This is a genomic window from Acetobacter sp. DsW_063, from assembly GCF_002153745.1.
Taxonomy (GTDB): Bacteria; Pseudomonadota; Alphaproteobacteria; order Acetobacterales; family Acetobacteraceae; genus Acetobacter.
Map to the genome: position 1 here is coordinate 72,332 of NZ_JOPL01000013.1, position 22,809 is coordinate 95,140.

General features: G+C 56.0%; 19 protein-coding genes and 1 pseudogene. 4 read left to right on the forward strand and 16 right to left on the reverse strand.

All coding sequences use genetic code 11. From position 1 onward, the window contains the following. Positions 1-3: 3 nt before the first annotated feature. The 9 genes from HK28_RS03205 to HK28_RS03245 all read right to left on the reverse strand — a co-directional run bounded on the left by HK28_RS03205 (position 4) and on the right by HK28_RS03245 (position 7,491). Positions 4-357: a hypothetical protein gene (locus HK28_RS03205; RefSeq protein WP_143217305.1), complete on the reverse strand. Its 354-nt coding sequence runs from the start codon at positions 355-357 to the stop codon at positions 4-6. A 2-nt stretch (positions 358-359) separates the two neighbouring features. After that, entirely contained in the window at positions 360-875 is a 516-nt protein-coding gene (locus tag HK28_RS14465) for a chemotaxis protein CheD (RefSeq protein WP_369823584.1), read from the reverse strand. A gap of 43 nt (positions 876-918) precedes the next feature. Continuing rightward, positions 919-1,311: a response regulator gene (locus HK28_RS03215; protein WP_086643175.1), complete on the reverse strand. Its 393-nt coding sequence runs from the start codon at positions 1,309-1,311 to the stop codon at positions 919-921. Further along, a complete protein-coding gene (locus tag HK28_RS03220) occupies positions 1,311-2,369 on the reverse strand; it encodes a chemotaxis response regulator protein-glutamate methylesterase (RefSeq protein WP_086643176.1) in 1,059 nt (352 codons plus the stop codon). Before HK28_RS03220 ends, HK28_RS03215 begins: the two co-directional genes overlap by 1 nt. After that, positions 2,366-2,989, reverse strand: coding sequence for a protein-glutamate O-methyltransferase CheR (locus HK28_RS03225; protein ID WP_086643177.1), 624 nt, complete (start codon positions 2,987-2,989; stop codon positions 2,366-2,368). The genes HK28_RS03220 and HK28_RS03225 overlap by 4 nt, the downstream gene beginning before the upstream one ends. Positions 2,990-3,219: 230 nt before the next feature. After that, the gene (locus HK28_RS03230; protein ID WP_086643178.1) at positions 3,220-3,690 is read right to left on the reverse strand and encodes a chemotaxis protein CheW; all 471 of its coding nucleotides are present in this window, start codon (positions 3,688-3,690) and stop codon (positions 3,220-3,222) included. Continuing rightward, on the reverse strand, positions 3,687-5,600 hold the full coding sequence (locus HK28_RS03235; RefSeq protein WP_086643179.1) for a chemotaxis protein CheA: 1,914 nt from the start codon (positions 5,598-5,600) through the stop codon (positions 3,687-3,689). The genes HK28_RS03230 and HK28_RS03235 overlap by 4 nt, the downstream gene beginning before the upstream one ends. A 10-nt stretch (positions 5,601-5,610) precedes the next feature. Continuing rightward, positions 5,611-5,988 carry a response regulator gene (locus tag HK28_RS03240; RefSeq protein WP_086643180.1) on the reverse strand — a complete coding sequence of 126 codons (378 nt, stop codon included), beginning with the start codon at positions 5,986-5,988 and terminating at the stop codon, positions 5,611-5,613. A 27-nt stretch (positions 5,989-6,015) separates the two neighbouring features. After that, positions 6,016-7,491 carry a methyl-accepting chemotaxis protein gene (locus tag HK28_RS03245; RefSeq protein ID WP_086643181.1) on the reverse strand — a complete coding sequence of 492 codons (1,476 nt, stop codon included), beginning with the start codon at positions 7,489-7,491 and terminating at the stop codon, positions 6,016-6,018. A gap of 227 nt (positions 7,492-7,718) precedes the next feature. On the opposite strand from HK28_RS03245, the gene HK28_RS03250 reads away from it, so the two are divergent. Further along, positions 7,719-9,206, forward strand: coding sequence for a globin-coupled sensor protein (locus HK28_RS03250; protein WP_158093379.1), 1,488 nt, complete (start codon positions 7,719-7,721; stop codon positions 9,204-9,206). Between the two features lie 192 nt (positions 9,207-9,398). Here the strand turns inward: HK28_RS03250 and HK28_RS03255 are convergent, their stop codons facing one another. Both HK28_RS03255 and HK28_RS03260 read right to left on the reverse strand, forming a co-directional pair. Continuing rightward, a complete protein-coding gene (locus HK28_RS03255) occupies positions 9,399-10,478 on the reverse strand; it encodes a purine nucleoside permease (RefSeq protein WP_086643183.1) in 1,080 nt (359 codons plus the stop codon). A gap of 29 nt (positions 10,479-10,507) precedes the next feature. Next, positions 10,508-12,103 carry an adenosine deaminase gene (locus tag HK28_RS03260; protein WP_086643184.1) on the reverse strand — a complete coding sequence of 532 codons (1,596 nt, stop codon included), beginning with the start codon at positions 12,101-12,103 and terminating at the stop codon, positions 10,508-10,510. Between the two features lie 229 nt (positions 12,104-12,332). Between HK28_RS03260 and HK28_RS03265 the strand changes: the two genes are divergently transcribed. Further along, positions 12,333-14,432 carry a M1 family metallopeptidase gene (locus tag HK28_RS03265; RefSeq protein WP_369823581.1) on the forward strand — a complete coding sequence of 700 codons (2,100 nt, stop codon included), beginning with the start codon at positions 12,333-12,335 and terminating at the stop codon, positions 14,430-14,432. Positions 14,433-14,972: 540 nt separating this feature from the next. Here the strand turns inward: HK28_RS03265 and ptsP are convergent. The 5 genes and pseudogenes from ptsP to HK28_RS03290 form a co-directional block, all read right to left on the reverse strand. Further along, positions 14,973-16,853: a phosphoenolpyruvate--protein phosphotransferase gene (gene ptsP, locus HK28_RS03270; RefSeq protein ID WP_086643230.1), complete on the reverse strand. Its 1,881-nt coding sequence runs from the start codon at positions 16,851-16,853 to the stop codon at positions 14,973-14,975. 60 nt (positions 16,854-16,913) lie between these two features. Further along, positions 16,914-17,207 carry an HPr family phosphocarrier protein gene (locus HK28_RS03275; RefSeq protein WP_369823582.1) on the reverse strand — a complete coding sequence of 98 codons (294 nt, stop codon included), beginning with the start codon at positions 17,205-17,207 and terminating at the stop codon, positions 16,914-16,916. Beyond that, positions 17,204-17,779 carry a PTS fructose transporter subunit IIA gene (locus HK28_RS03280; protein ID WP_086643185.1) on the reverse strand — a complete coding sequence of 192 codons (576 nt, stop codon included), beginning with the start codon at positions 17,777-17,779 and terminating at the stop codon, positions 17,204-17,206. The genes HK28_RS03275 and HK28_RS03280 overlap by 4 nt, the downstream gene beginning before the upstream one ends. A 203-nt stretch (positions 17,780-17,982) precedes the next feature. Further along, positions 17,983-18,969: pseudogene (gene rapZ, locus HK28_RS03285) on the reverse strand (RNase adapter RapZ); the annotation flags it as partial. 160 nt (positions 18,970-19,129) lie between these two features. Further along, positions 19,130-19,636 (reverse strand): hypothetical protein, encoded by a 507-nt coding sequence (locus HK28_RS03290; RefSeq protein ID WP_086643187.1) that lies wholly within the window; start codon positions 19,634-19,636, stop codon positions 19,130-19,132. A gap of 191 nt (positions 19,637-19,827) precedes the next feature. Here HK28_RS03290 and HK28_RS03300 point away from each other — a divergent pair, with 191 nt between their 5' ends. Together HK28_RS03300 and HK28_RS03305 are read left to right on the forward strand one after the other, a co-directional pair. Then, positions 19,828-20,181, forward strand: a complete 354-nt coding sequence (locus HK28_RS03300) for a hypothetical protein (RefSeq protein ID WP_158093380.1) — start codon at positions 19,828-19,830, stop codon at positions 20,179-20,181. 127 nt (positions 20,182-20,308) lie between these two features. After that, entirely contained in the window at positions 20,309-22,777 is a 2,469-nt protein-coding gene (locus tag HK28_RS03305; RefSeq protein ID WP_233140316.1) for a glycosyltransferase, read from the forward strand. The last annotated feature ends 32 nt before the right edge of the window (positions 22,778-22,809 follow it).

Sequence of the window (22,809 nt, forward strand, 5' to 3'; positions counted from 1 at the left end):
CCGTCAAAAAATCTCCGGTTCCACCGATGCTTCATCACGCCGCACAGTTTCGCCTTCGCGCAAGAACATGGTAATTTCGCCAAGCGTGACGCAATCCAGTATCGGAGACAGATTGAGCTCTACATGCCGTTCGATAACGGCTGGACACTTGGCAATACGCCCGATGACCCTTCCCAACACAAACGCCGTTTGAGTAGCGTAATCCAGTGCCTGAAACTCAATCGCCAATGCGTCATCACCTTCAGGAGCCTCGATTTCCTCCACCAACCCCTGCAAGCTCTCGAGTTTAGCTCCCAAAGCCGAAGTCAGTTGACTGATTCGCTCCAGCACGGTGCTCAAAGGTATGTCAGAATCCATAATCATATATCCGCAACACGCGCACGAATTGTAATGTCCTGTCTATTTCTATGATTTACCATAACTTCCTCACCAACGCCTCCTGCGGCGTCACGCATCCAGGCGTGTTGCGCCCGACCACTCACCGGCCAAAATCTTATCCGACGTCCTCTTGATCCCCCCAAACTAAACGCCACACAACTAATTCCCTTAGAAGAAAGATATTCTCTAATGAATTCAGAATTTCGATTCCCAATATCGCCCAATCGCGGCTGTACCGTCGCGCCCCCAAATACTTTACACTGCAAATTACCCCGGCGAGCGCCATACAAAAGAAGGCCGCCTACCAAAGACTCCATGGCGTACACGCCAGAAGAAAATTTTGACTGTGAGGAAATAAACGCTGAGTGCGGTAGAAGAAAATGATTCATACCGCCTATTTGGGCGCACCTATCGAATAGGCAAACCGACACACAAGATCCCAGAATGGCAACGAATATCTCGCGTGAATCGCAAGATATCCGAATTTGTCCCAACATGACGCCGGTAATCTGATACGGCAGGGCATTACGTGAAGTCACGTTAGACCGTAATGGCTCCGAATACTGCCTCAATTGCGGTTTTCAATTTTCCAACAGTATAGGGTTTGGCCAGCAGATTATTCACGCCGTACTTTATCGCCTCTTGCACCAAATCTTTACTCGCTTCTCCTGTCAAAATAATAAAGGCGACTTTTGCTGTTTTGGGTGTCGCTCTTATATTTTTCAACAAATCCAGACCATTCATTTCCGGCATATTGAAATCCGAAATAATGAGATGCGCCTGATTTTCCGAAAAAAAATCCAAAGCTTCTTTACCATTACGTCGTTCAGAAACCTGGAACACTCCCAATTGAGCAAGACTATTTCTTAATAAAGTTCGTATTGATATCTGATCATCAACGATCAAAACTCGGATTGCCGACGCGGCGGGCATTATCGCACTACTCCCGGTTCAATGGATCGAAACTCCGCCATCACCGACGCTATTTCAGATAAAGACATCACACGCGCCACCGCTCCCCTTTCCGCAGCCACCCGCGGCATGCCATAAACGACACAACTTGCTTCGTCTTGCCCAATAGTTACAGCTCCAGCTTTACGCATCGCGCCCAATCCGGCGGCCCCGTCAGAGCCCATGCCAGTCAAAATGATTCCCAGGCAGCGTGGACCAAAATTTTCTGCCGCTGAATAAAACAATTCATCAATAGAAGGACAATGACCGTTTACAGACCCGCCCGGAGCAAGGTCACAAACAAATCTCCCCGCACTGCGGCCGATTCGAAGGTGTCGATCACCTCCCGGCGCAATGTAGACCGTGCCGGAACGAAGGACATCCCCTTGACTCGCCTCGACAACTGTAACGCCACATAATCGATTCAACCTTGAGGCAAGACTGGCCGTGAAAAGAGGTGGCATATGTTGCGTAACCACTACAGGCAGTGCGTCGACCGTCAACGCCGGGAGGATTTCCCCGAGCGCCTCCACTCCACCGGTGGAGGCACCAATGAAAATGGCCTCGATCTCAGGCCTCAAAATGTTCGGTAGAGTCTCATTCCGCAATTTTGGTGCCGCGAGAGGATTGCGCCATCGCGGTACGCCAAAAACCGCTGCCTGCTTTACGATCGGAACCAACCGGTCGTACCCAACAATACCCTCCCCGGCAGAGGGCTTTGGGAAGCAATCAAAGGCGCCTAAACGCAACGCCTCTATCGAAAGATCAGCGCCGCTCTGGGTGAAGCCCGACACCATTACAACCGGAATTGGACGAAGACGCATGATTTTCTCGAGAAATTGCAGGCCGTTCATCCCTGGCATTTCGACATCCAACGTGATTACATCCGGCTGGTCGGCGATTATCATGTCGCGCGCTTCCAGCGGGTGGTTCGCCATTCCCGTGATTGTGATGGCTGAGTCACGCCGAAGAGCAGCAGCAATTAACGCTCTGCCAGTACGTGAATCATCAACGACTAAAACACGAATTATTCCGCTCATTGCACGCTCTTGCAGTATGTAGTCGGGCAAAAATCCCTGCGTACTGTGGATAGCAAATGCTCCGGAATTTTCTCAGAGTGTCCGAGATATAAATATCCGCCTGGGGAAAGGCAGGAAAAAAGTCTACGCCACACGAAATTTTTTCTATCTTCATCAAAATATATGGTGACATTTCTACAAAATATAACCAAAAAATCCCGACTAAACGGCCAATTTGACAGGAGATTGAGACGCCGAAAACTGACCATATCTTTTACTTGTTCAACAACAGAAAAATGCTCGTTTATTGGAAAGAACCAACGCCGCCTTGTATCGTCCGATAATTTTTCTATTTTATATCCAGAGTAAATACCTGTTTTCGCAATATTAATCATTTCCGTGTTTATATCCGTTGCCAATACTTTCACATCGAAACTGGGAGCGTCAGGAAATGCACTTAATATCGTTATTGCAATGGAGTATGCCTCTTCGCCTGATGAGCATGCAGAGGACCATATCCTGACTGGAACGCCACGCCGAGCGCGGGAAATTAACTCTGGCACTACTACACGGCTCATATGTTTGAAGTGATGATTTTCTCGAAAAAAACCCGTAACATTTGTCGTGAGCGCGTCAATCATTCGATCGAGTTCATCAACTCCCGTCGGGCTGGTCACAAATTTTATGTACGTCGAGAAATCTAAAAATTTACAAAACCGAACGCGTCGAGACACTCGTGAATAGACCAAGGTTCTACTTAATCTATCTCTGGAGTACCCGCACTTTTCGCAAACTATATCCTGTATATTTTTTATATCGTCCTGACAGTAAGGGACATCAGAAATTTCATCTTCGAATCCGACGCGATGTCTCACGCTACCGACTCCAGTATCGTCGCCGCGACCATCTCCAAGCTTAAAACTCCCACCATTCGATCATTGATCGAGATAAGGCCAGACACAAATCCTTTCTCCCTGTCGGAAGAAAAATTTGGAATCCCCTGAATCATCGACTTTTTGACATCAATTATATCAGAAACACTGTTCACTAAAAATCCGAAAATTTTCTCAGAAATCTCGACCACCATAACAACATCACGTCCCCCGTCTTGATCTACGGAGTTACCCAGAAGCTGACGCATGTTTATAACCGGAAGCACAATGCCTCTAAGATTGATCACTCCACTGACAAAATTGGGAGCGAATGGGATCGGCGTCGCACCGAGCCAACCGCGTATCTCTCTTACCTTCAATATATCAATGCAATATTCTTGTTTTCCTACCTGAAAAGAGATTACTTTTTCTGCTCCACCATCGATTTCTTGTCGCAAAAATCCTGTCATGTCGCCCACTCCGGCGAGCGGCGTTCAATGCTCGCAAGTCCGCCCGGATATGGCAATCTACATACGTTTTCGGAGCCCATGTGAATTATGGATGCCGCATCCAAAACCAGTGCGACGTTGCCGTTTCCCAAAATAGTCGCAGCTGAGATGCCTCGAGTCGCACGAAAATTCTTCTCTACGTTCTTGCTTACAACCTGCATCTGTCCGTCTATGCCATCAGCTAACAACGCGACCCTGTTTCCGTCATCATCTTCAACAACTAAAATAACTTCGCGATCCTGGAAATTTTCACCTGTTGAAAATCCCAAAACAACACTTATATCGAGTAACGGCATAAATACCCCGCGTATGGAAAGGGCGGAAACACCGTCACCCATTACAAATACATCTTTGTAATTAAACAACATAGTTTCCACTATACACGAAACTGGAAGAATAAGCGTTTGTCCGCAGGAGGTTATCGCCATTCCCTCTATTACCGCAAGCGTCAATGGTAAACTCAACAAAAACGTAGAACCGACACCTTTTTCGGAAAAGATCGTCACACGCCCGCCAACATCAAGTATAGATTTTTTTACGACATCCATACCCACTCCTCTACCCGACAAATCACTGACTGTCGACGATGTTGAAAAGCCGGGAAAAAATATCAAATTATCTATTTCATTTTCACTTAAATTCGCTTGCGAATTTATAATTCCCTTCTTGATTGCAATTGATTTTACGCGCTCTCTGTTAATTCCAGCGCCGTCATCCGCGACCGTAATTATAATTCTTCCAGATTTTTGAATTGCAGATAAGCGAATTACTCCGTCGGCGCTTTTTCCATTTTTTAACCGATCTTCCGTCGACTCTACTCCGTGATCAACTGCATTCCGAAGCATATGCGTGAGAGGATCTGTTAATCTTTCAATCAAACTTCGATCGATTTCTGTATCCTCACCATCCATCACTAACTGAATTGACTTTCCAGTCGCGTGAGCCGCCTCACGCACAACTCTTTGCATTCTCTGGAAAACTGTGCGCAATGGCTGCGCTCTGACAGCCATTACGGCATCCTGGATGTTTCTTGTAAGCTGATCAATATCACTCAACGCGTTTTCTATCGATACTGGCTCTGCTCGCCCCCAATGATTTTTTTCATACCTTTCTCGCAATGTTGCTTGCCCGATTACTAACTCTCCTACTAAATCTACAAGCTTGTCTATCCTTTCCAAATCTACCCTAATAGTTACATTATTGTTTTGAGAATTTACTTTAATTGTGGCCGGAGCGTTTTCTGACTCTCCCTCATTAATTTCATTATTAAGATTTTTTTCCGGGGATTTTTCTGATTTTCCCGTACCGTCGGGCGATGAATTATCTTCGAATATCTCAAACGCAACATCCAATTCGTTACCAGAGGTATTATCAATCTCTGACAACTCTATGGAAATCGGGGAAAACAAAGATACAGACTTTTCTTCCTCGTCAAATCCTCCTAGGTTATCATCTCGATTCAGAAATTTATCTGCATCTACTGAATTATCGCAACTAAGAGAAATAAGCTCTTTGATACTTTGATTCTGCCTTTCAAATGGGGGGGCAACTCCCTCGCGCTCCGCTTGTACCGAATCACTAAGAACATCGGTTGCCCTAAGAAATATTTTTATGATGCCTGAATCAATATGGAGCATTTTTGAACGCAAAAGATCAAGAGCGGTCTCAAATACATGCGTAAAACGCACAAGGTCCGGCATTCCGAATGAACCAGCTCCTCCTTTTACAGAATGAACAGATCTGAATGCCGCATTGACAATTTCGTCGGTAAAGTCGCCACATTTAATTATCTCCAAACTTCGTTCAAGTTCGCTTAGGAGTTCGTTGCACTCCTCGAAAAATATATTTTTTATGGAATCAAAATCGTCCATAAAATTCCTCCTATTTTTTGATAATTATACGATTGATAGCCCGCACAAGAACTTCAGGCGCAAACGGCTTGACTATCCAACCTGTAGCGCCCGCATTTCGCGCAAGAATTTTCTTTTCTTGACTCGTTTCTGTCGTAAGAACGAGTATCGGAGTTTTTTTTGTTAACTCCAATATTCTAATGCAACTTATGAAATTATACCCATCCATGCGGGGCATGTTAAGGTCTGTTATTATTACGGCGGGAGCTTCAACGAGCGATTTCACTAATTGAACGCCGTCTACTCCGTCGGCCGCCTGCCGCACTGTATAGCCCGCAGCGTACAGAGTCTTACTTAGCAAATTCCTTATAGTTCGTGAATCGTCAACTATGATAATAATATTAGACATTTTTTTATTTCCTTAAATCTGTGAATTTCAAAAGTCCTCCCATCCTTCGTCTGACGATATTTTGCTTTCCTTAATTTTTGAATCTTTATAGCTTTTTTGTTGTATTTTGTCGAAAGAATCCAAAGATCTTGTTTGTTGTGTTTTTTTGCTGAGGTTGCGAATATGATCTTTCATATGAAAATCACCCACGAGATTTTCAAGATCCCTCGTTTCTCTGGTAAGATTGTGGCTTGCTGCCGTTGTTTGCTCTACCATCGCCGCATTCTGCTGCGTCGTCTGGTCCATTTCACCAATAGCCCTGTTAATTTCTGTCAAGTTCTCCGCTTGTTGATGTGCAGACGACGAGATGTCTTCGATCAGGGACGATATGGTTCCTACGTTGTGTGATATTTTCGACAGCGCCGCGCTGGTCTGTGTCACCAACGTCACCCCGCGTGAAACCTGACGTCCTGATAATAGGATAAGTTCCTTGACGTCTTTGGCGGAAGCCGCGGAGCGCTGCGCAAGCGATCTAACCTCCGTCGCAACAACTGCGAAGCCACGTCCTGCATCGCCGGCCCTTGCCGCCTCCACCCCCGCGTTGAGCGCCAGCAGATTTGTTTGAAATGCAATTTCGTCTATAACTCCCAATATATCAGCGACTTTTTTTGAAGAATCCTCTATTTCGCGCATCGCCTCTATAGTGGAATTCATCACCGCACCGGACTCCGTGGCCTCGTCACGAGCGCCGCCTGCCGCTTTTCTAGCGTCAAGGGCAGCCTGAGCTGTTTTCTGGACCCCAACAGTAACTGTATTTACGGAGGCGGCTGTCTCACCGAGATTGGCGGCCTGCCTTTCAGTGCGACGGGCCAGATCATCAGACGCCAGCGCAATTTCCGATGAGCCCGACGCTATAGTCGCTACACTCGACGCAACTCTTCCAAAAATTTCGGCTAATTTGTCAATTGACTCATTGAATATATTTCTTTGAATTTGATATTTATGATCTATAATATTTGAGGAACGGTAACCAAAATCACCAGCGGCGAGCTTCTTCATCGCGTCCACCATCTGCTCCAGAGCGTGGTTCGCTGAATCCCTCTCTTTTTCTGCTAAATCCAAGCGTAGTTGAATATTATTTTTCGCTACATTTTCGTTTTTCAATTCTTTTTTTAAATGATCCAGGCGATCGACGAACTTCGATCTGGCGTAATCTATGGCTTGACGCAAATCTTTTATTATATCAAATTTAACGGATGTAGAATAAATATTTATTGTAGATAAGGCGTCTTCCTGATTAATAGATCGAATTATTTCGTGAACCGGCGATATTATTTTTTTGACAACAAAAATAACTGCAGGAAAAGTAGAAAATAAAAACAGGAGACACGTAAATCCAATTAAAAATGGCGAAAATTCACTACCTTCCAACCGCAACATTATAGAAAAAGCACACAAGAAAATTATTATACAGCTTATGTACGCCGAAATAAAATTCTCTAAAGAAGAACGAAACAGGCGCATTTTTCCACTTCCATTGGCGGGCCGAAAAATGAATTGACTCCGCAATAGCTAATCCCCGTTCACACGGCCCCATCGAACGTAGTAAACGCCCTATTTTGATAAAAAATGGTTACCAGGCGCATTAAAATGCCTCGGCGCCCTGCGTCAACTTTTTGGTAATATATTCGGCATTATTTTTAAATTGCGACCTTTAATCTGTTTTATTGCCTTTTCGACGGGATTCCGGCGTGAATAATTTGCATGACGACATACAACGCAAGCTGCAGTTCTTAGGGTTAGGAACACGCGAGTGCGATATCATTCGCTCCGCCCAACCAAACATTATGAAGGCCATACCAGCAGGTCTGGATCTCTTCTATGACAAAATTTTACAAGTTTCCGAACTTTCAAATTTTTTTGAGAATTCAGAACATATAAAATCTGCAAAAGGGCGCCAAAAAAGCCATTGGCATTCTGTCACCGACGCAAAATTCGGATCGGATTACATTTCCGCAGTTACTGCAATCGGGAACATGCATGCCAAGCTTGGGTTAAATCCCGGCTGGTATATTGCCGGCTACAGTGTCCTTTTGGGAGAAGTCGTTCGCAGCGCGATCAAAAACGCATGGCCGTCCGCTAAGCGATCCTTATTCTCCGCGCCCGCTCCGAAGAGCGAAGGGGAGGCACTGGGCGAGCAAATCGCGCTTCTGATCAAGGTGGTCCTTCTGGATATGGATTTAGCGATTTCGACCTATCTGGAGAATCTGGAGGCTGCAAGGGTTCGAGCGCAGGAAGCCAGGGTAGCAAGTCTCGACACGCTCGCCTCTGCTTTAGATCGCGTCGCGGAGGGAGACCTTTTACTCGGCGACTATGAGGCCTTGTCACATGACGGAGGGCGTTTGGAGGGGGCTTTCGCCAATGTCATCAACGGCCTTAGTGAGATCATTCTTGAGGTGAGGCATTCGTCTGAGTCCGTGGAGGTGGGCGCCCGCGAAATTCGCAAAGCGAGCGAGGAGGTACTACAGAGGATTTCTGAGCAGACTACCGGTCCTCAATCGGTCTGCAACACCATCGGTCCACTGGCGGATTCGGTAAAATCTGTTGCTCAACGAGCAAAGAGCGCCGATGCCGCTGTTTCTCTTTGCGGTCGGGAGGCGCGACAAAGCCGGACGGTAGTTGCCGAAACGATAGCAGCGGTGGATCAGATCGCCGAATCTTGCGGAAAGATAAGCCAGATAATTGGGCTCATCGAAGAAATCGCGCTTCAGACCAATCTCTTGGCCTTGAATGCTGGAGTGGAGGCGTCGCGCGCGGGCGACGCCGGGCGGGGTTTTTCGGTCGTCGCAAAAGAGGTGCGCGCTCTGGCGCAACGCTCGGCAGGCGCAGCGAAAGAAACGAGAGCCCTGATCACAACTATCGGCGAAGACGTCACAAAGGGTGTAAAGCTGGTGAACGAAACCGGCGTTGCGCTCGAGAGTATTTCTCGATCGGTTGTGGACGCCGGAGGGCTGGTTGGCGAAATCGCCGAAGTAGCCGAAGAACAGGCCCTCCGAATTGACGAGATCAATGCCGGTGTAGTTACGCTGGAACGCGAAATGAGAAGTAACGCAGCCATGATGCGACGAACCACGGGGGTAAGCCACGAGCTTGCAAGAAATTCCACTCACCTGATGCAGTTAGTCATGAACTTCAAAGTTCATGAGCAGAAGCGACGGCAGCGCATTGCCCGGGGATGAGAACAGGCGGCAACGTTCTCATGGTAGGGTGCGGAGGCTAAAAATTGACGCCTCTCCACTGCCCCGAAGACGAACTCAAGCGCCGCGAACGCAATGGCACCCGCGGCCACACCTTTGGCCTGACATGGCGAGAAGGCCTCTAAAACAGCGCAATCTCATCTCACCAACGACCAATTGCACGTCTTCGGTCTATCAGTTCCCTTTAGGCGCTGCGTCACGATATTTGTCCCAATGCATGGCCAGCTCCCTGACCACCACCGAGCCGACCTTGTATGCGGCCTCAAGCGAGGGGAGGAAGCCGGAGAAACCTGACTCGTGCGCCTCCTCAGCCAGCAAATCGGCCGCGCTTTTACCCGGCGGGGGCATGTCGTAGTTACTGGCCGTGCGCAGAATCAGGACGCGGTTGATATCGACGCGCCCAGCTCGGGCCTGCGCCGTCAGGGCCTGCATGAAGCCCACATCTTCCTCTGCCGTGGTGGCGAATACCCCTTTGCCTTCAGTCCAATATGCTACCCAGCGCTCCGCCCAGGCGTTCATGCGCGCGCCAATCCAGAATGTCTCGGACGAAAGCGTGTCGCCCAGCATAACCTGTGGAGGCTTCTGAGCGTGTGCGTAACCGCGATACCGCTCCCGGCTCACCCGTAAGCCGTCCGTGTCCTGAAGCGCCACGTCGCGTGTCAGACCATAAGCCCACGAGACCAAAGCAGGGTCCAGCGTGTAAGCCATGTCACCCCATTGAGAATGCAAAGGTGGCGTCGGCTTATCCGTCGGCGTCGCCCCCATCACAGGGGTGAAACCGTCTGGCCAGCTTTTCGGTATCTCCCGGGCGTCAATCAGATGCGCGAGACCGCCATTGATCACGCGCGGCGCCCAGACGGCAGACCCCACCGAACCGAATTTCGGATCGATGCCGCCAATTCCCGCCAATACGAAATAGGTCTTTCGTAAATCGAAGCGCGGATCGAGCACGAGCGCGGTCATCGCGGACGCCATATGCTCGGGCCCCTCTCCTGTGACAACACCCAACACCTGAAGATCCGGATTGTAGCGCATCAGGCCATGATCGGTGCCGGGCGCAGCCAGTTCCTGGCTGAGCGGCAGTTTTTCGACCCATGTCTGGAATTCGCCAGGCACATCGCCCGAATCCTTACCGATCTCAAAAGTCGTCACCACGACGACGCGAACTGGAAGCTGGGAATCCGCGGCGCTTGCGGCGGATGAAGCCACCGCAGACAACGCTGTAGCAAAAAAAAGATCGGCACGAAAACGCATGGAACAAAACCTTTGTCGAGCAGGACGGATCAGAGCGGTTTTTCAGCAGCAACGCTGTGTTCGAAACGAATAAAATCGCCCTCCAGTGCCCATTGGAGGCGCGCCTTCTCGCTATTGGCGAGCAAATCGTGGCAAGGTCCGGCGGCGACATCGGAACCGGGCGCAATTCCCGCGCACGCGCCCTCGATCCTGAACGGCGTCGTTTGCGCCCATAGGCTTCGCCCCGGCGCGAAAGCATGCTCTAGCCCCGTACGGGAAAGATCGCGCAGGTTGGTGTAGGACAGCGGGTAAGTCAGGGCCGCACGCAGATACTCGTTCGTCAGCGATCCCCGCGACACGCCTTCGTCATCCGTGGACAACGCGACCGGAACGTCATGCGCCCGGTAGGTCATGAAAGGGTGCGCATCGCCGCGCACGCCGAGAATCTGATCGTTGCTGGTCAGATTGATCTCGACCATGACGCCACGCTGCGCCAGTTCAGCCAGCAAACCTTCCGGATCGCGTTCCGACAGAACATCAACGCCGTGACCGATGCGACTGGCTCCAGCGACCTCAACAGCCTGACGGATATGGTCGCGCAAGCCTTCCGGGGGCACGAGACCGCCCGTCAATTCGCCCGCATGTAAAGACAGCTTCACCGTTGGGTGGCGGGCGGACAGGAAGTGAAACATGCGCATGTGCAGCGCGTAATCGCGCATGGCGACTGGGTTGTCTTCCGGCGCGACGATGTTGATCCCGACAAAACGCGGATCGGCCTCCGCCAACGCATAGCCAAAGGCGATCTGGCTAAACACCATGCCGGGCGGAAGGACGCGAACCGTTTGATACAGGTAACGGACGCTGACGCCACATCCCGGCGCAGCGTCTGGCGACCCGCAGCGCATGATCTGCCGCGCGCCAGCCTCCATCTTGTCGGTCTCCGCGCGGGCTGCAGAGACGAGCGGCGCAAACTTTGGCGACACCGAGGTCAGTGTGCTGTTTAACCCGTCGTCGTCCGTGACCTGTGCATTCGCGCCGAGGCCCGCGACCGGCATCAGTTGCGGCGAGATCATCAGCTCGACATACCGGACGTGGTCCATGGCCGCCTGGTTCTGCGCATCGGCGAGCATGTCGGGCTCATGCGCGTACGTGGCTGGCATGAACCGGTCGAACGTTGCGAAGAAATGATCATGCCCCGACCGATCTTCTGGGGTCGGCACGAAATCCCGCATCGACAGGGCGTCAATAGAACGTGCGTAGAGCGCTGGATTTGCAATCACGGCGACGGCTGGCAGACCATCACTTTTGGCGTCATGGCCGCCAGCGGTGCAATGCGCGGAAGTGATTGCGCCGCCAGCCGACACGCAGAGCTGGTCGCGCGCCGCCCAGTCGAGCATGTGCTCGGCGTAGATCGCACCGACGAGATGATTGTGCAGGTCGGCGCCTTTGGGAAACGCCTGCAGGAAAGGGCGCAAGCGGGCAGGGTTCGTGCGGATCTCGTTGAAACGCGACGCTGTTACGTCGAAATCGTGATCTGCCGACGACACCGCCGACGCAGGAGAAGCAGCATGAGCATCTGCCGCCGCTGTAATGTGAGCGAGCGTTGCAGAGAGAACGAGGGCGGAAAGCGAGCGTCGGATCGTCATGGCAGTATCGTGTTCTCTCCCGCACAGCTTGGCAATGCTGATCGAGACAGGCCGCGGCTTGACGGCGAGGGCTGGTTCGGCTGCACCTTACACCACCACCATGACGAACGAAGCGCCTGCCGCTATGGGCGCCGATTGTGAAAGGTTACGCCCCTTGCCCCGGCTCATCATCCCGACGACCGCTCCCTTCGACCATGAACCCGATCAACGGCATCGGAACGGAAGACGCGTGAGCCCGCGGCTGGCGCTTCTTGCCTGCGCCGCGCTGGTCGCGACCGCATGCCCGGAGCTTTCGGCGCGCGCAGCGGATCAGACGCCCCCCGGGGTTCCTCTGCCTGAACCTGCACGAATCTTCGCGCCGCTCGCCTCCCCGCAGCCGGTCAACGCCTACCGGTCCGGCTCCGGCGCTCCCGGCCCGCTGGCATGGCAGAACGGGGCCGATTACGACATCAAGGTGTCGATCGACCCGACCAACAAGACCGTCACGGGCAGCGAGGTCATCACCTACACCAACAACAGCCCAGGCGATCTAGACACGCTGTGGGTGCAGCTCGATCAGAATATCTACAAGGAAGGTGCCCGTGCGGATTTCTCGTCGCCCGAACGGCACGCGAACCACACGGACGGCTTTTCCATCGAAAGCGTCTCCGTCGGAGATGACGGGCATACGACCCCGATCCAGCCCCTTGTCTCTGACACCCGCATGCAGACGCCGTTGCCCCAGCCTCTGCCGAAGGGGGGCAAGATCAAGCTCCGTATTGCGTGGCACTACACCGTGCCGGGTCCGTGGGGCGGTCGCACGTCGGTGACGCCCAGCAAGAACGGCGACATTTACGAGATCGCCCAGTTCTATCCCCGCATGGCCGTCTACGACGACATTCGCGGATGGGACACAGCGCCCTATCTCGGTCAGGAATTCTACCTCGATTACGGCGATTTCGATTACAGCGTGACGGTCCCGGCGAACTTTATCGTCGTTGGCTCCGGCGCCCTTGCCAATCCTGCCGAAGTCCTGTCGCAGGAGCAGCGCGACCGTCTGGTGACGGCGTCGAAAAGCGACCAGCGCGTCATGATCCGCACGCAGGCGGACGTAGAAGCCGCGATAGCGCCACCACCTGCTGCCGTCGCGGCGGCGCCCTCTCCGGCCAAACCGGATGCAAAGGTCGACGCCAAACCTGACACGACACCCGCAACCAAGACGTGGCGCTTCCACATGAGCGATAGCCGCGACGTCGCGTTCGTCGCCTCCGCCGCGCTTCTGTGGGATGCGGCGAAGCTGGACCTGCCGCCCGTCGCGCCGGCGCCCGGCAAACCACCTGCGCCGCGTCTCGCCATGTCGGTCTACCCGGTCGAGGGCGTCGGGTCGCACGGATGGGATCGCTCGACCAGTTACGTCAAGCACGCCATCGAATATTTCTCCGAAAAGTGGTACCCGTATCCTTGGCCAAACGCCATCAACGTTGGTGGCCACGGCGCAGGCATGGAATATCCCGGCATCGTCTTCGACGGCATGCAAGACCGTGACCCGATGCTTTTCTGGATCACCACGCACGAACTCGGCCACGGCTGGTTCCCGATGATCGTCGGATCGAACGAGCGCCGCAATGCGTTTATGGATGAAGGATTCAACACCTTTATCGACGCCCTTGCGTCGGATCATTTCAACCACGGCGAATTCGCGCCAAAGCATGATTCTGAATACGCGCCGGATACAGGAAAACCGGCCGACGATATCATCAAGGTTCTTAAAGATCCTGACGCCCCGGTCCTGATGGCGCCCAGCGACGTGGTGTCGGAAAAATACCGTCACCCCGTCACCTACTTCAAGGCCGCTTACGGTTTAACGTTGCTGAGAGAACAGATTCTCGGACCTGACCGTTTCGATCGGGCGTTCAGACGCTATATCTCGCTCTGGGCGTTCCACCACCCCACGCCGTCCGATTTCTTCCGTCTGATGGACAGCGAGGCGGGCGAGGATCTCTCATGGTTCTGGCGCGGCTGGTATTTCAACAACTGGGCGCCCGACTACGCCATCAAACAGGTCAGCTATGTCGAGGGGGACCCGAAAAAGGGGGCTCTTGTTCAGGTCGCCAACCACGGATGGTTGCCTTTGCCTGTCGTACTACAGATCACCTGGGCGGACGGAAGCTCCGCACGTATGACGTTGCCGACGGAAACATGGATGCTGCGCAACGAAATCACGCTGCAGATCCCCGGTTCACAACAGATTCGCACTGCGGTTCTCGATCCGGACCGCGCCATTCCCGACGTCAATCGCGCGGATAATTCATACGGCGCAGTCCCGACCGCGACGCCTCAGCAGCACTGAGGCCGCGGACGAACCAAGCGGAGACGCTCGGACGGCGGCGATGCAAACGCCACCGTCCGAGCACCCTCCACTATATTCTGTGAGTTACAAGAGTGATGTCGGATGCGTCTCCGCCCAAGGAGATGCACTCTGAGAGTGAGATATTTTTTAGAAGACGAAAGTTCTTTTTAAAATCTAGTCACTTCACAAACTTCTCGTCGACGCAGGCCCCCGTTCACCACCGGAAAACCGCGCCCACTCTGAGACAGACTCCTTACAAATCACCAGGCGATATCGAAAACAACATTAAAAATCATGATAAAATCCATTCCTTATGATCAATCTTCCAATTAACGACCCCATAGTGTCGTACCGAGCGAGCATGCGATCTCCTCCCGCTCTCAGTCCGCCTTTGGATTTTAGAAGACAGCCGCACTACTCGACTGAAACCATGGCCATCATACTGGCTCACCCCCATGGATCCGACTCATCGCCTGAGCGCACGCCGCCATCAAATCGATTTAGAAAATTTTTTGTTTTTCAGAAAATAATCGAAAAAATCTAGCTCATTTCAGCGTTTCCGAATTCCTGCAACACTTTCATGATCGCTTTACTATCCGTTTCCGCCAACACGCGGCGTCCAAGGCGCACGCACTCTTCGTAACGCACGGAGCGGATGACCTGTTTTACGCGCGGCACAGCCGAGGCCGTCATCGACAGCGACCGTAACCCCATCCCGACCAACAAAGGCGTGAGAATGGGGTCGCCAGCAATCTCTCCACACAAGGAAACCGGCGTGCGATGTTGCAAGGCGGCGTTCACCACGTCTGCAATCATGCGCAACACGGCAGGATGCAGCGCGTCATAAAGCGACGCGACATCGGCGGATGCGCGGTCGGCCGCCAGAGCGTACATGGTGAGGTCATTGGTTCCAATCGCCAGAAAATCGGCGTGCTGCGCGAGCGCGCCTGCCGTAAGAGCTGCGGCAGGCGTTTCGATCATGGCGCCGAACGGCGGCAAGGTTTCCGCGAGGGCGACCCCTTTGCGCCGCAGCCTGCGGGCCACCCGCTCGTAAATATCCCGCGCAGCGCTGATCTCTTCCACAACCGTCACCATCGGCAACAGGACCTGCAACGGGCCAACAGCAGACGCGCGAAGGATCGCGGCAAGTTGGGTCTCCAGCAGCGCCGGATGCTTCAGCAACAGGCGTATTCCCCGCAACCCTAGCGCCGGATTCGCCGTCTCACCCAACGTCGACAGCCCCGCCCGCTCCAGCGCCTCGCTCGGTTTTTCACCGCCCCAGTCGAGCACGCGTACCGTGGTCGTGTCCGCGCCCATCGCCGCCACCAGACCAGCGTAAAGCTCGAACTGCGTCGTCTCATCCGGTAGTTCTTCGGAGTTGATGAACAGAAACTCCGTGCGCAGCAGACCGATCCCCGCGGCGCCGGATTGTGCAATCAACGGCAGTTCTGCAGGAAGTTCCAGGTTGGCCTGCAGCAAGACTTTCTCGCCGCTCGCCAGCTTGGACGAAAGTCGGCGCATCCGTCCAAGCTTCTGCCGTTCCTGCGCGTAGGTTGCGACAGCCCCTCTCGCCTCCACAAGAGTGTCGCTGGCCGGATCGACAACGACACGCCCGCGATCTCCATCGACCACCACCTGCGCGCCATCGGCCACCGCGCCGAGCGCCCCCGCTACGGCGAGGACGGCGGGAATGCCCAGCGCCCGCAGCATGATCGCCGTGTGACCAGTCGCGCCGCCTTCTTCACTGACGACGGCGGCGACCCGCGACGGGTCGATCAACGCAGCGTCAGAGGGGCGCAACGATTCAGTGACCAGAATCGCGCCGTCGGGCATGCCCCGCAACGTCAGAAAAGGCGTACGCGTCAGATTGCGCAGAAGACGACGCCCTATTTCACGAAACTCGTCAGCCCGTCGCCTTGCCGCAGCGGCGTCTTCGCCACTGCCCGCTCTTGCGCCCTGTGGGGGATGCGACGCCTGCGCAAGCGCCTCCGTTTCCTCAAAGACCGCGGCTTCTGCAGACAGGCCTTCCGCGATGCGCCGCGTCACCCCGCGTTGCAAACGCGACGGCCCCAGCATCCGCCGATAGACGTCAAGCAGAGAACCGATTTCGAACTGACTGTCTTCAGGCAATAACGCCAGTCTCGCCTGTAGTTTTCCGAGTTGCGAGATCGACCGGATGACGGCGTCGCGGAAACGCTCCTCTTCCTCTTCCCGGTTAAGCGAACTTAATCGCTCCCGCAGATCAGGCTCCGGATCCTCCCGAACGACAAACGCCGGTCCGATCGCAACGCCGACACCAATCGACTCGCCGGTCAGAACCTGCTCGGTTCTGGTCTCCAGCGAATGCGGGCGCTCCTTTGTGTGAGCCCGCCGACCGCTATCCGCTGTCGCCCGCTCCGTCCCTTGTTTCGAGTGTTTCATGGCCGTGATCTGTATTTGTAACGCCATGTTGCGCCAGACGCCGCGCGCCTGTCTACAGGGTCAGTCGTCTTCGCCAAAGCCACTGGCAATCAACGCCACCAGCGCATCCAGTGCGGCCGATGCATCAGGACCGGTGGCGCGCAACTGAATTTCGGCGCCCTTACCGGCGCCGAGCATCATCAGTCCCATGATCGACTGGCCGGGAACGCTCTCTTGTCCATAATCGACCGTGACTTCGGCACCGAAGGTCTCCGCAAGGGCGACAAAGCGGGCTGACGCGCGGGCGTGAAGACCTTTGGCGTTGACGACGACAACAGATCGCGTCGCGTCGCCCACCGCGCCATCGGGCATCATCCAGCCTTACGCGCGACAGACCGCAGCGACGGACGGAGAACCGCCCCTGCGTCGGGTGATTGTTTCGCGGGCTGCTGCTGAACGCAATCGGCCACAACGGCCACCTGCTCAGCGGGACCGTCCGAAACGAGCCTGACCGTCGCGCTCTCCGCGCATCTCCGCGCGCCTTCCAGACATTGCTGCGGCAGGTGGGACGAACACGCGATGTATTTGTGGGCCGCCTGCTCCGCCAGCGTTGTGCATTCAGTAAGGTTACGGTGGTCGCGCATCTTGGCGAGCTTCACCAGCATGGGCAGGTTGGCGCCGCCCAGAACCTCAATTTTACCCGCGCAGCTCATCGCAACCGCAAGATTGGACGGCGTACTGCCGAGCATGTCGGTGACCAGCACCACCCCATCGCCAGTGTTCACGTCGTCTACACGCGCGCTCAGCTCAGCCCGACGCGCCGCCAGATCGTCATCCGCGCCAACGCTGACCGTCGCGATCTGCGTCTGCGGACCGACCACATGCTCCATCGTCTCGCGCAGGGCCACGCCAAGAGATCCTTGCGTGACCAAAACAATACCGATCATGCGTTTCCTTGCGCTATGCAACGTAATGCGTCTGCTCCGGACGAAGCACGCCGCGATCCGCGCGTCAATCGCTCGGCAGAGGCGGTTGCAGACTCGTCATGCCTCGATGCGACGTCGGCGCCAGCCGAGGGAGAGGTCTCTCCGGACGCACGATCTGTAGATAGCGCATCGCCAGCGCCCGTTTCATGCGCCTCTGAAATTCCGTCCGTCGGCTCGCGCGCCCAGCGCCAACCGCCGCTCGTGCCGCCCACGCCCAGTCGGGCAAGTTCGCGATGCGCCACCGCTATGGGCCAGTCGCCGGTCGCAAGCCCCTCCGCCTCGCCTTCTGCGGCGCGGCACACGCCTTCTTCCGTCAAACGGCTCGCCAGCGCTTCCACCAGCGTCACGGAGCGATGTCGCCCGCCGCTGCACCCGATGGCGATCGTCGCGTATTTCTTTCCCTCACGCACGAAGCGCGGCAGGACCAGCTTCAGCATCGCCTGGATCTGGGCGAGAAAGGGCTCGTAATCCGCATCGGCGCGCACATAGTCGACCACGGCCTGATCCAGACCAGTCATCGGCGCCAGAGCCGGATCGTAGTGCGGATTACGCAGGAACCGTGCATCGAACACCATGTCCGCTTCACGCGGCAGGCCAGACGGATAGGCGAACGACATCAGGATGACCGTCAGGCCCTCATCCGGCCCGGTAAGCCAGGCACCGAAACGCGCCTCCACCAACCGGCGCAATTCGGGGGCAGACAGGTCAGACGTGTCGATGACCAGATCGGCGCTGCCACGCAGCCTCGCCGTAAGGGCGATCTCCGCCTCGATGCCTTCCTTGACGCTACCATGCGGCGCCAGCGGATGACGGCGCCGAGTAGCCGTATAGCGACGCAGCAACGTCGCCTCTTCGGCGGCCGCATAGATCAGTTCCGCATGAAGGTGAGGATTGACGCGAAGCCGGGCCAGCGCCTCCAGCACGGCGGTCGCATCGAACCCGCGCGTACGGGAATCGACGCCGATAGCGATCGGGCGATCCGCGCGCGCCACGATGTCGTCGAGCATACCGAGCGGGGGATTGTCGATCACTTCGTGACCCAGATCCTCCAGAATCCGCAGGATGGACGACTTTCCCGCCCCGGACAGACCGGTGACGAGAAGAATCTGACGCGGCGTAACGCTGTCTTCAGAAGGGCTAAGTGTCACCATGGAACCGAAAAGGCGCCTTGTGTGATGAAAATGGACAGGCCCAGAAAGTAGCGACTCTGGCCCATAGCGAAGACGGGGCACGGGTGAACCCGTGCACTACCCTCGCTTTCGCAAGCATCATATCAGTACGTCCCCACAAGGTGGCAACATTTCGTAGCCTTCAGATATCGCCAAGCGACATAACCCCAATGCGGCCACGGAGTGGCGCGGGCGCCACGCAGTCCAGCGCGACGTCGATCCGCGCGACGGCGGAAGCGTGGAACCCGTTCAGCCGCAAGAGCGGCAACCCGCTCGGCTCATGCGTCTCGGGCCTCGGCGACCGTTCCGGGGCCATTGCGGTTTCCTCGCCTCCGGGCGCGATGAGCGCAACCGCGAGATACGCGCGCGCGCGCTCAACAAACGGCATGCGCACCAGCCCCCATCCCCGAACCTCGACCATCCCCCGCAATGGCGCCGGTGCGCAGGCCACCCCGTCTGCGAGCAACACCCGATCATCGGCGACAAGGTCGTACCCTGCATGAACGAGACGAAGAAGGAGGTCCGATTTACCGGCCCCGGAAGGCCCGAAAATCAAAACCCCGGCGCCATTTCTCGCGGCGCAGCAGGCGTGCAGCGAACGAGAGGCGGGTAGGGCGGCGTCCTGTCCGCCCGGGGTGAGCATTACCATCCGGCAACGTCTTTCGTTTTGCTCGCTTCACGATTATGACCACATTGTGGCGGCGCCGGAAACCCGGCTGACGCGAGACGTTTTTGCGAGACGCGCCCCGCGCCTCGAACAGTCAGGGGGAGAGCGCGGAACGTGAATGTCGGCTCGATCATAACGCCAACCGACACCGGCGCCTGTCGGCGCGCCGTGCAATGACCGTGGTATGCGAGCAGGAGCGCGACGGCATCAGCCTCCGGCGCGTTAGAGGCTTCGACCGTCACGCCGACCACTTCCCTCCGCGCATGAGCGAGCAACTCCGTCTCGCACTCTCCGCCGGACGGGCGGCGCTCGCCGCCCGCGGCGCATCAATGACCGACGTGGTCAGGGTCATCTATCGCGTCAAGGAAACCGACGGCCTCCCGCATTGTGCGCCATTTCTATATGGCGCGTTCGGTGAGAGGCAGCCGATATCAACCCTGCTTGTCGTTCCCGAGTTCGAGCGGCCTGACGTCCAGATTGAGATCGACCTGTTCGTCCATCTGCCCGGGCGCACCGCGCCCCTGTAAACGCCGCAGGCCCGTGAAGCCGGTGTGACCGCTATCTGCGGACGATCCCGCAACAGAGCGCTTTATCGCACCGCCATCAGACGCTACGTTGAAAACTCCGAGTTTTCTGGCCTGACGGATTGCTTCATTGTCGTTTCCTCCAAACGCCTCCACCGAGCAGCCCACGTCGCAGAAAGATATCGCCGCACGCGCGCAACTGGACCAGTTGCACAAAGTCGAGCACGCCCTCGCCGAAGCGAACGCCACAATTGCAAGCCTGCAGCGGCAGATCGATTCCTTCGAAAACAGCACATTCTGGCGCATTACCTACCCGGCCCGCATCGCCCTGAACCGAGCGCCAAGGCTGGCTCGGCTGATGCGCCTGTCCCTCAAATCGGTCTGGTGGATCGCCAGCGGACAATTTCCCGCCCGTTTTCGGCTTTACCGTCTCAGCCAGGCGCAACTCCATAAGTCCCGCGCCAGCGCCGAACTGGCGGCGCCAGCAACGACCGCGCCTGACGCCGTTGGCGCTGCAGAGCTGACCAACGCACCCCATACACCGCAGTCTGGCGCGGGGGCCGCGTCTACCCTGCCTACCTCCGACGCGTCCGAGTCAAAACCTCCGGCGGCCAGCGTTCTGGCTGTTTCGCCGCTGTCGATGGATTTTCAACCGACGCGCCCGCTGTTTTTTCCCCGGTATGCAGAGCCGGTTCTCAGCATCGTCATTCCGACCTATGGGCAGGTTCCGGTCTCGCTCAGATGCCTGCAGTCGATCGTCGATAATCCTCCGACCGCACCCTATGAGGTGATCGTGGCCGAGGACGCGTCGGGAGATCCCGCAATCACCCGGCTCGCGGAAATTCGCGGCCTGATCCTGATCGAGCAGCCCCGAAACCTCGGTTTCCTGAAAAACTGCAACGACGCGGCGAAGAAGGCGGCGGGACGTTACCTCCATTTCCTGAACAATGACACGGAAGTCCTGCCGGGAGCGTTCGACGCGCTGGTGACGAGACTGGAGGCAGACCCCGCAATCGGCCTGACAGGGTCGAAACTGCTGTTCCCCGACGGGCGGCTGCAGGAAGCGGGCGGCGTCATCTGGAACGACGCCTCGGGCTGGAATGTCGGACGAAACGACGACCCGGAACGCGCCGCCTACAACTGGCCGCACGAGGTCGACTACATCTCCGGCGCATCGATTCTCGTCCCGCGCGACCTGTTCGAGACGCTCGGCGGCTTCGACGAGACTTTCGCACCTGCCTATTACGAGGACACCGATCTCGCTTTTCGCGTAAGGCAGGCAGGTTACCGCGTTATTTTCGAGCCAAAGTCGCGCGTGATCCATCATGAGGGGCTATCCCACGGCACGGACGAGACAACCGGCGTGAAAGCCTATCAGGCGCGCAACCGCGAGATCATGCTGACACGGTGGAAAGATACTTTGGAGGCCGATCACTTCTCGCCCGGGACGCATGTCTTGCGGGCGACTGCGCGTGGGCGTCACCGTCGCACGATCCTGATCGTCGACCACTATGTGCCAGAGCCCGACCGGGACGCCGGTTCGCGCGCCACGATGTGCGTTATCCGCGCCCTGCTCGACGCCGGATGGCTGGTCAAATTCTGGCCGCACGCGCCGCGCGCTCGCACGCCCTATTCCCCGGCCCTGGAACACTTGGGGGTGGAGATACTGGACTACACAAGCCCGCCGGAATTTCCTGAGTGGATTGCGGCGAACGGCGCGGATCTGGACCACGTCATGCTCATGCGCCCCACGGTGGCGCGTTGGTACATGCCATATCTGACGACATCCCCACGACCGTTTCTGTCATTTTATGGCCACGACATCCATTTTCTGCGGATGATGCGGGAGGTCGACCTGACTGGCGACGATACATTTCGTCGCGATGCCGAAGACATGCGCGATCTGGAAATCGATCTCTGGCGACAGGTCGACTCAATCATCTACCTTGCGGAATACGAAGCCGCTCTGGTGCGCGAAATCCTGCCCGATGCGCCCGTCCATGCCGTGACGCCATTCTGCTTCAGGGACGGCCACCCCGCCCGCGCGCCGTCGAGCGGAGCGACGATCCTGTTCGTCGGCGGCTTCGCCCATCCACCAAATATCGACGCAGCTCAATGGCTGGCCGAGGAGATCATGCCCCGCGTGCTCGCCGTCATGCCCGACGCGCGACTGATTCTGGCCGGATCGAAACCCGCGCCTGCGGTCCTCGCTCTGGCGAGCGAGCGGGTGAGGGTGACCGGATATGTAACTGACGAAGAACTGGAGGCGCTGTATGCAAGCGCTCGCGTGGCAGCCGCGCCGCCCCGTTTCGGCGCGGGCGTGAAGGGAAAAGTGGTAGAAGCGCTGCACCACGGTCTGCCTCTTGTTACGACGGCAACCGGCGCCGAGGGAATTCCGGGCATTCACGACGTGTGCTCCGTTACCGATGATCCCGAGGCCTTTGCAAACGCCATCGTCTCGCTTCTGCGCGACGATGCGCTGTGGCGGGAGCGCTCGGACCGGGGCAGAGCGTTGATAGAGACCCAATTCTCTCCACGCACGTTGGAGGAAAGCCTCTTACGGGCGCTGGGAGAAGGGGCGGCCGACCGTTCCCGCTAATCAGCACGTTCTCTCGTCTTTTCGTTTCACAA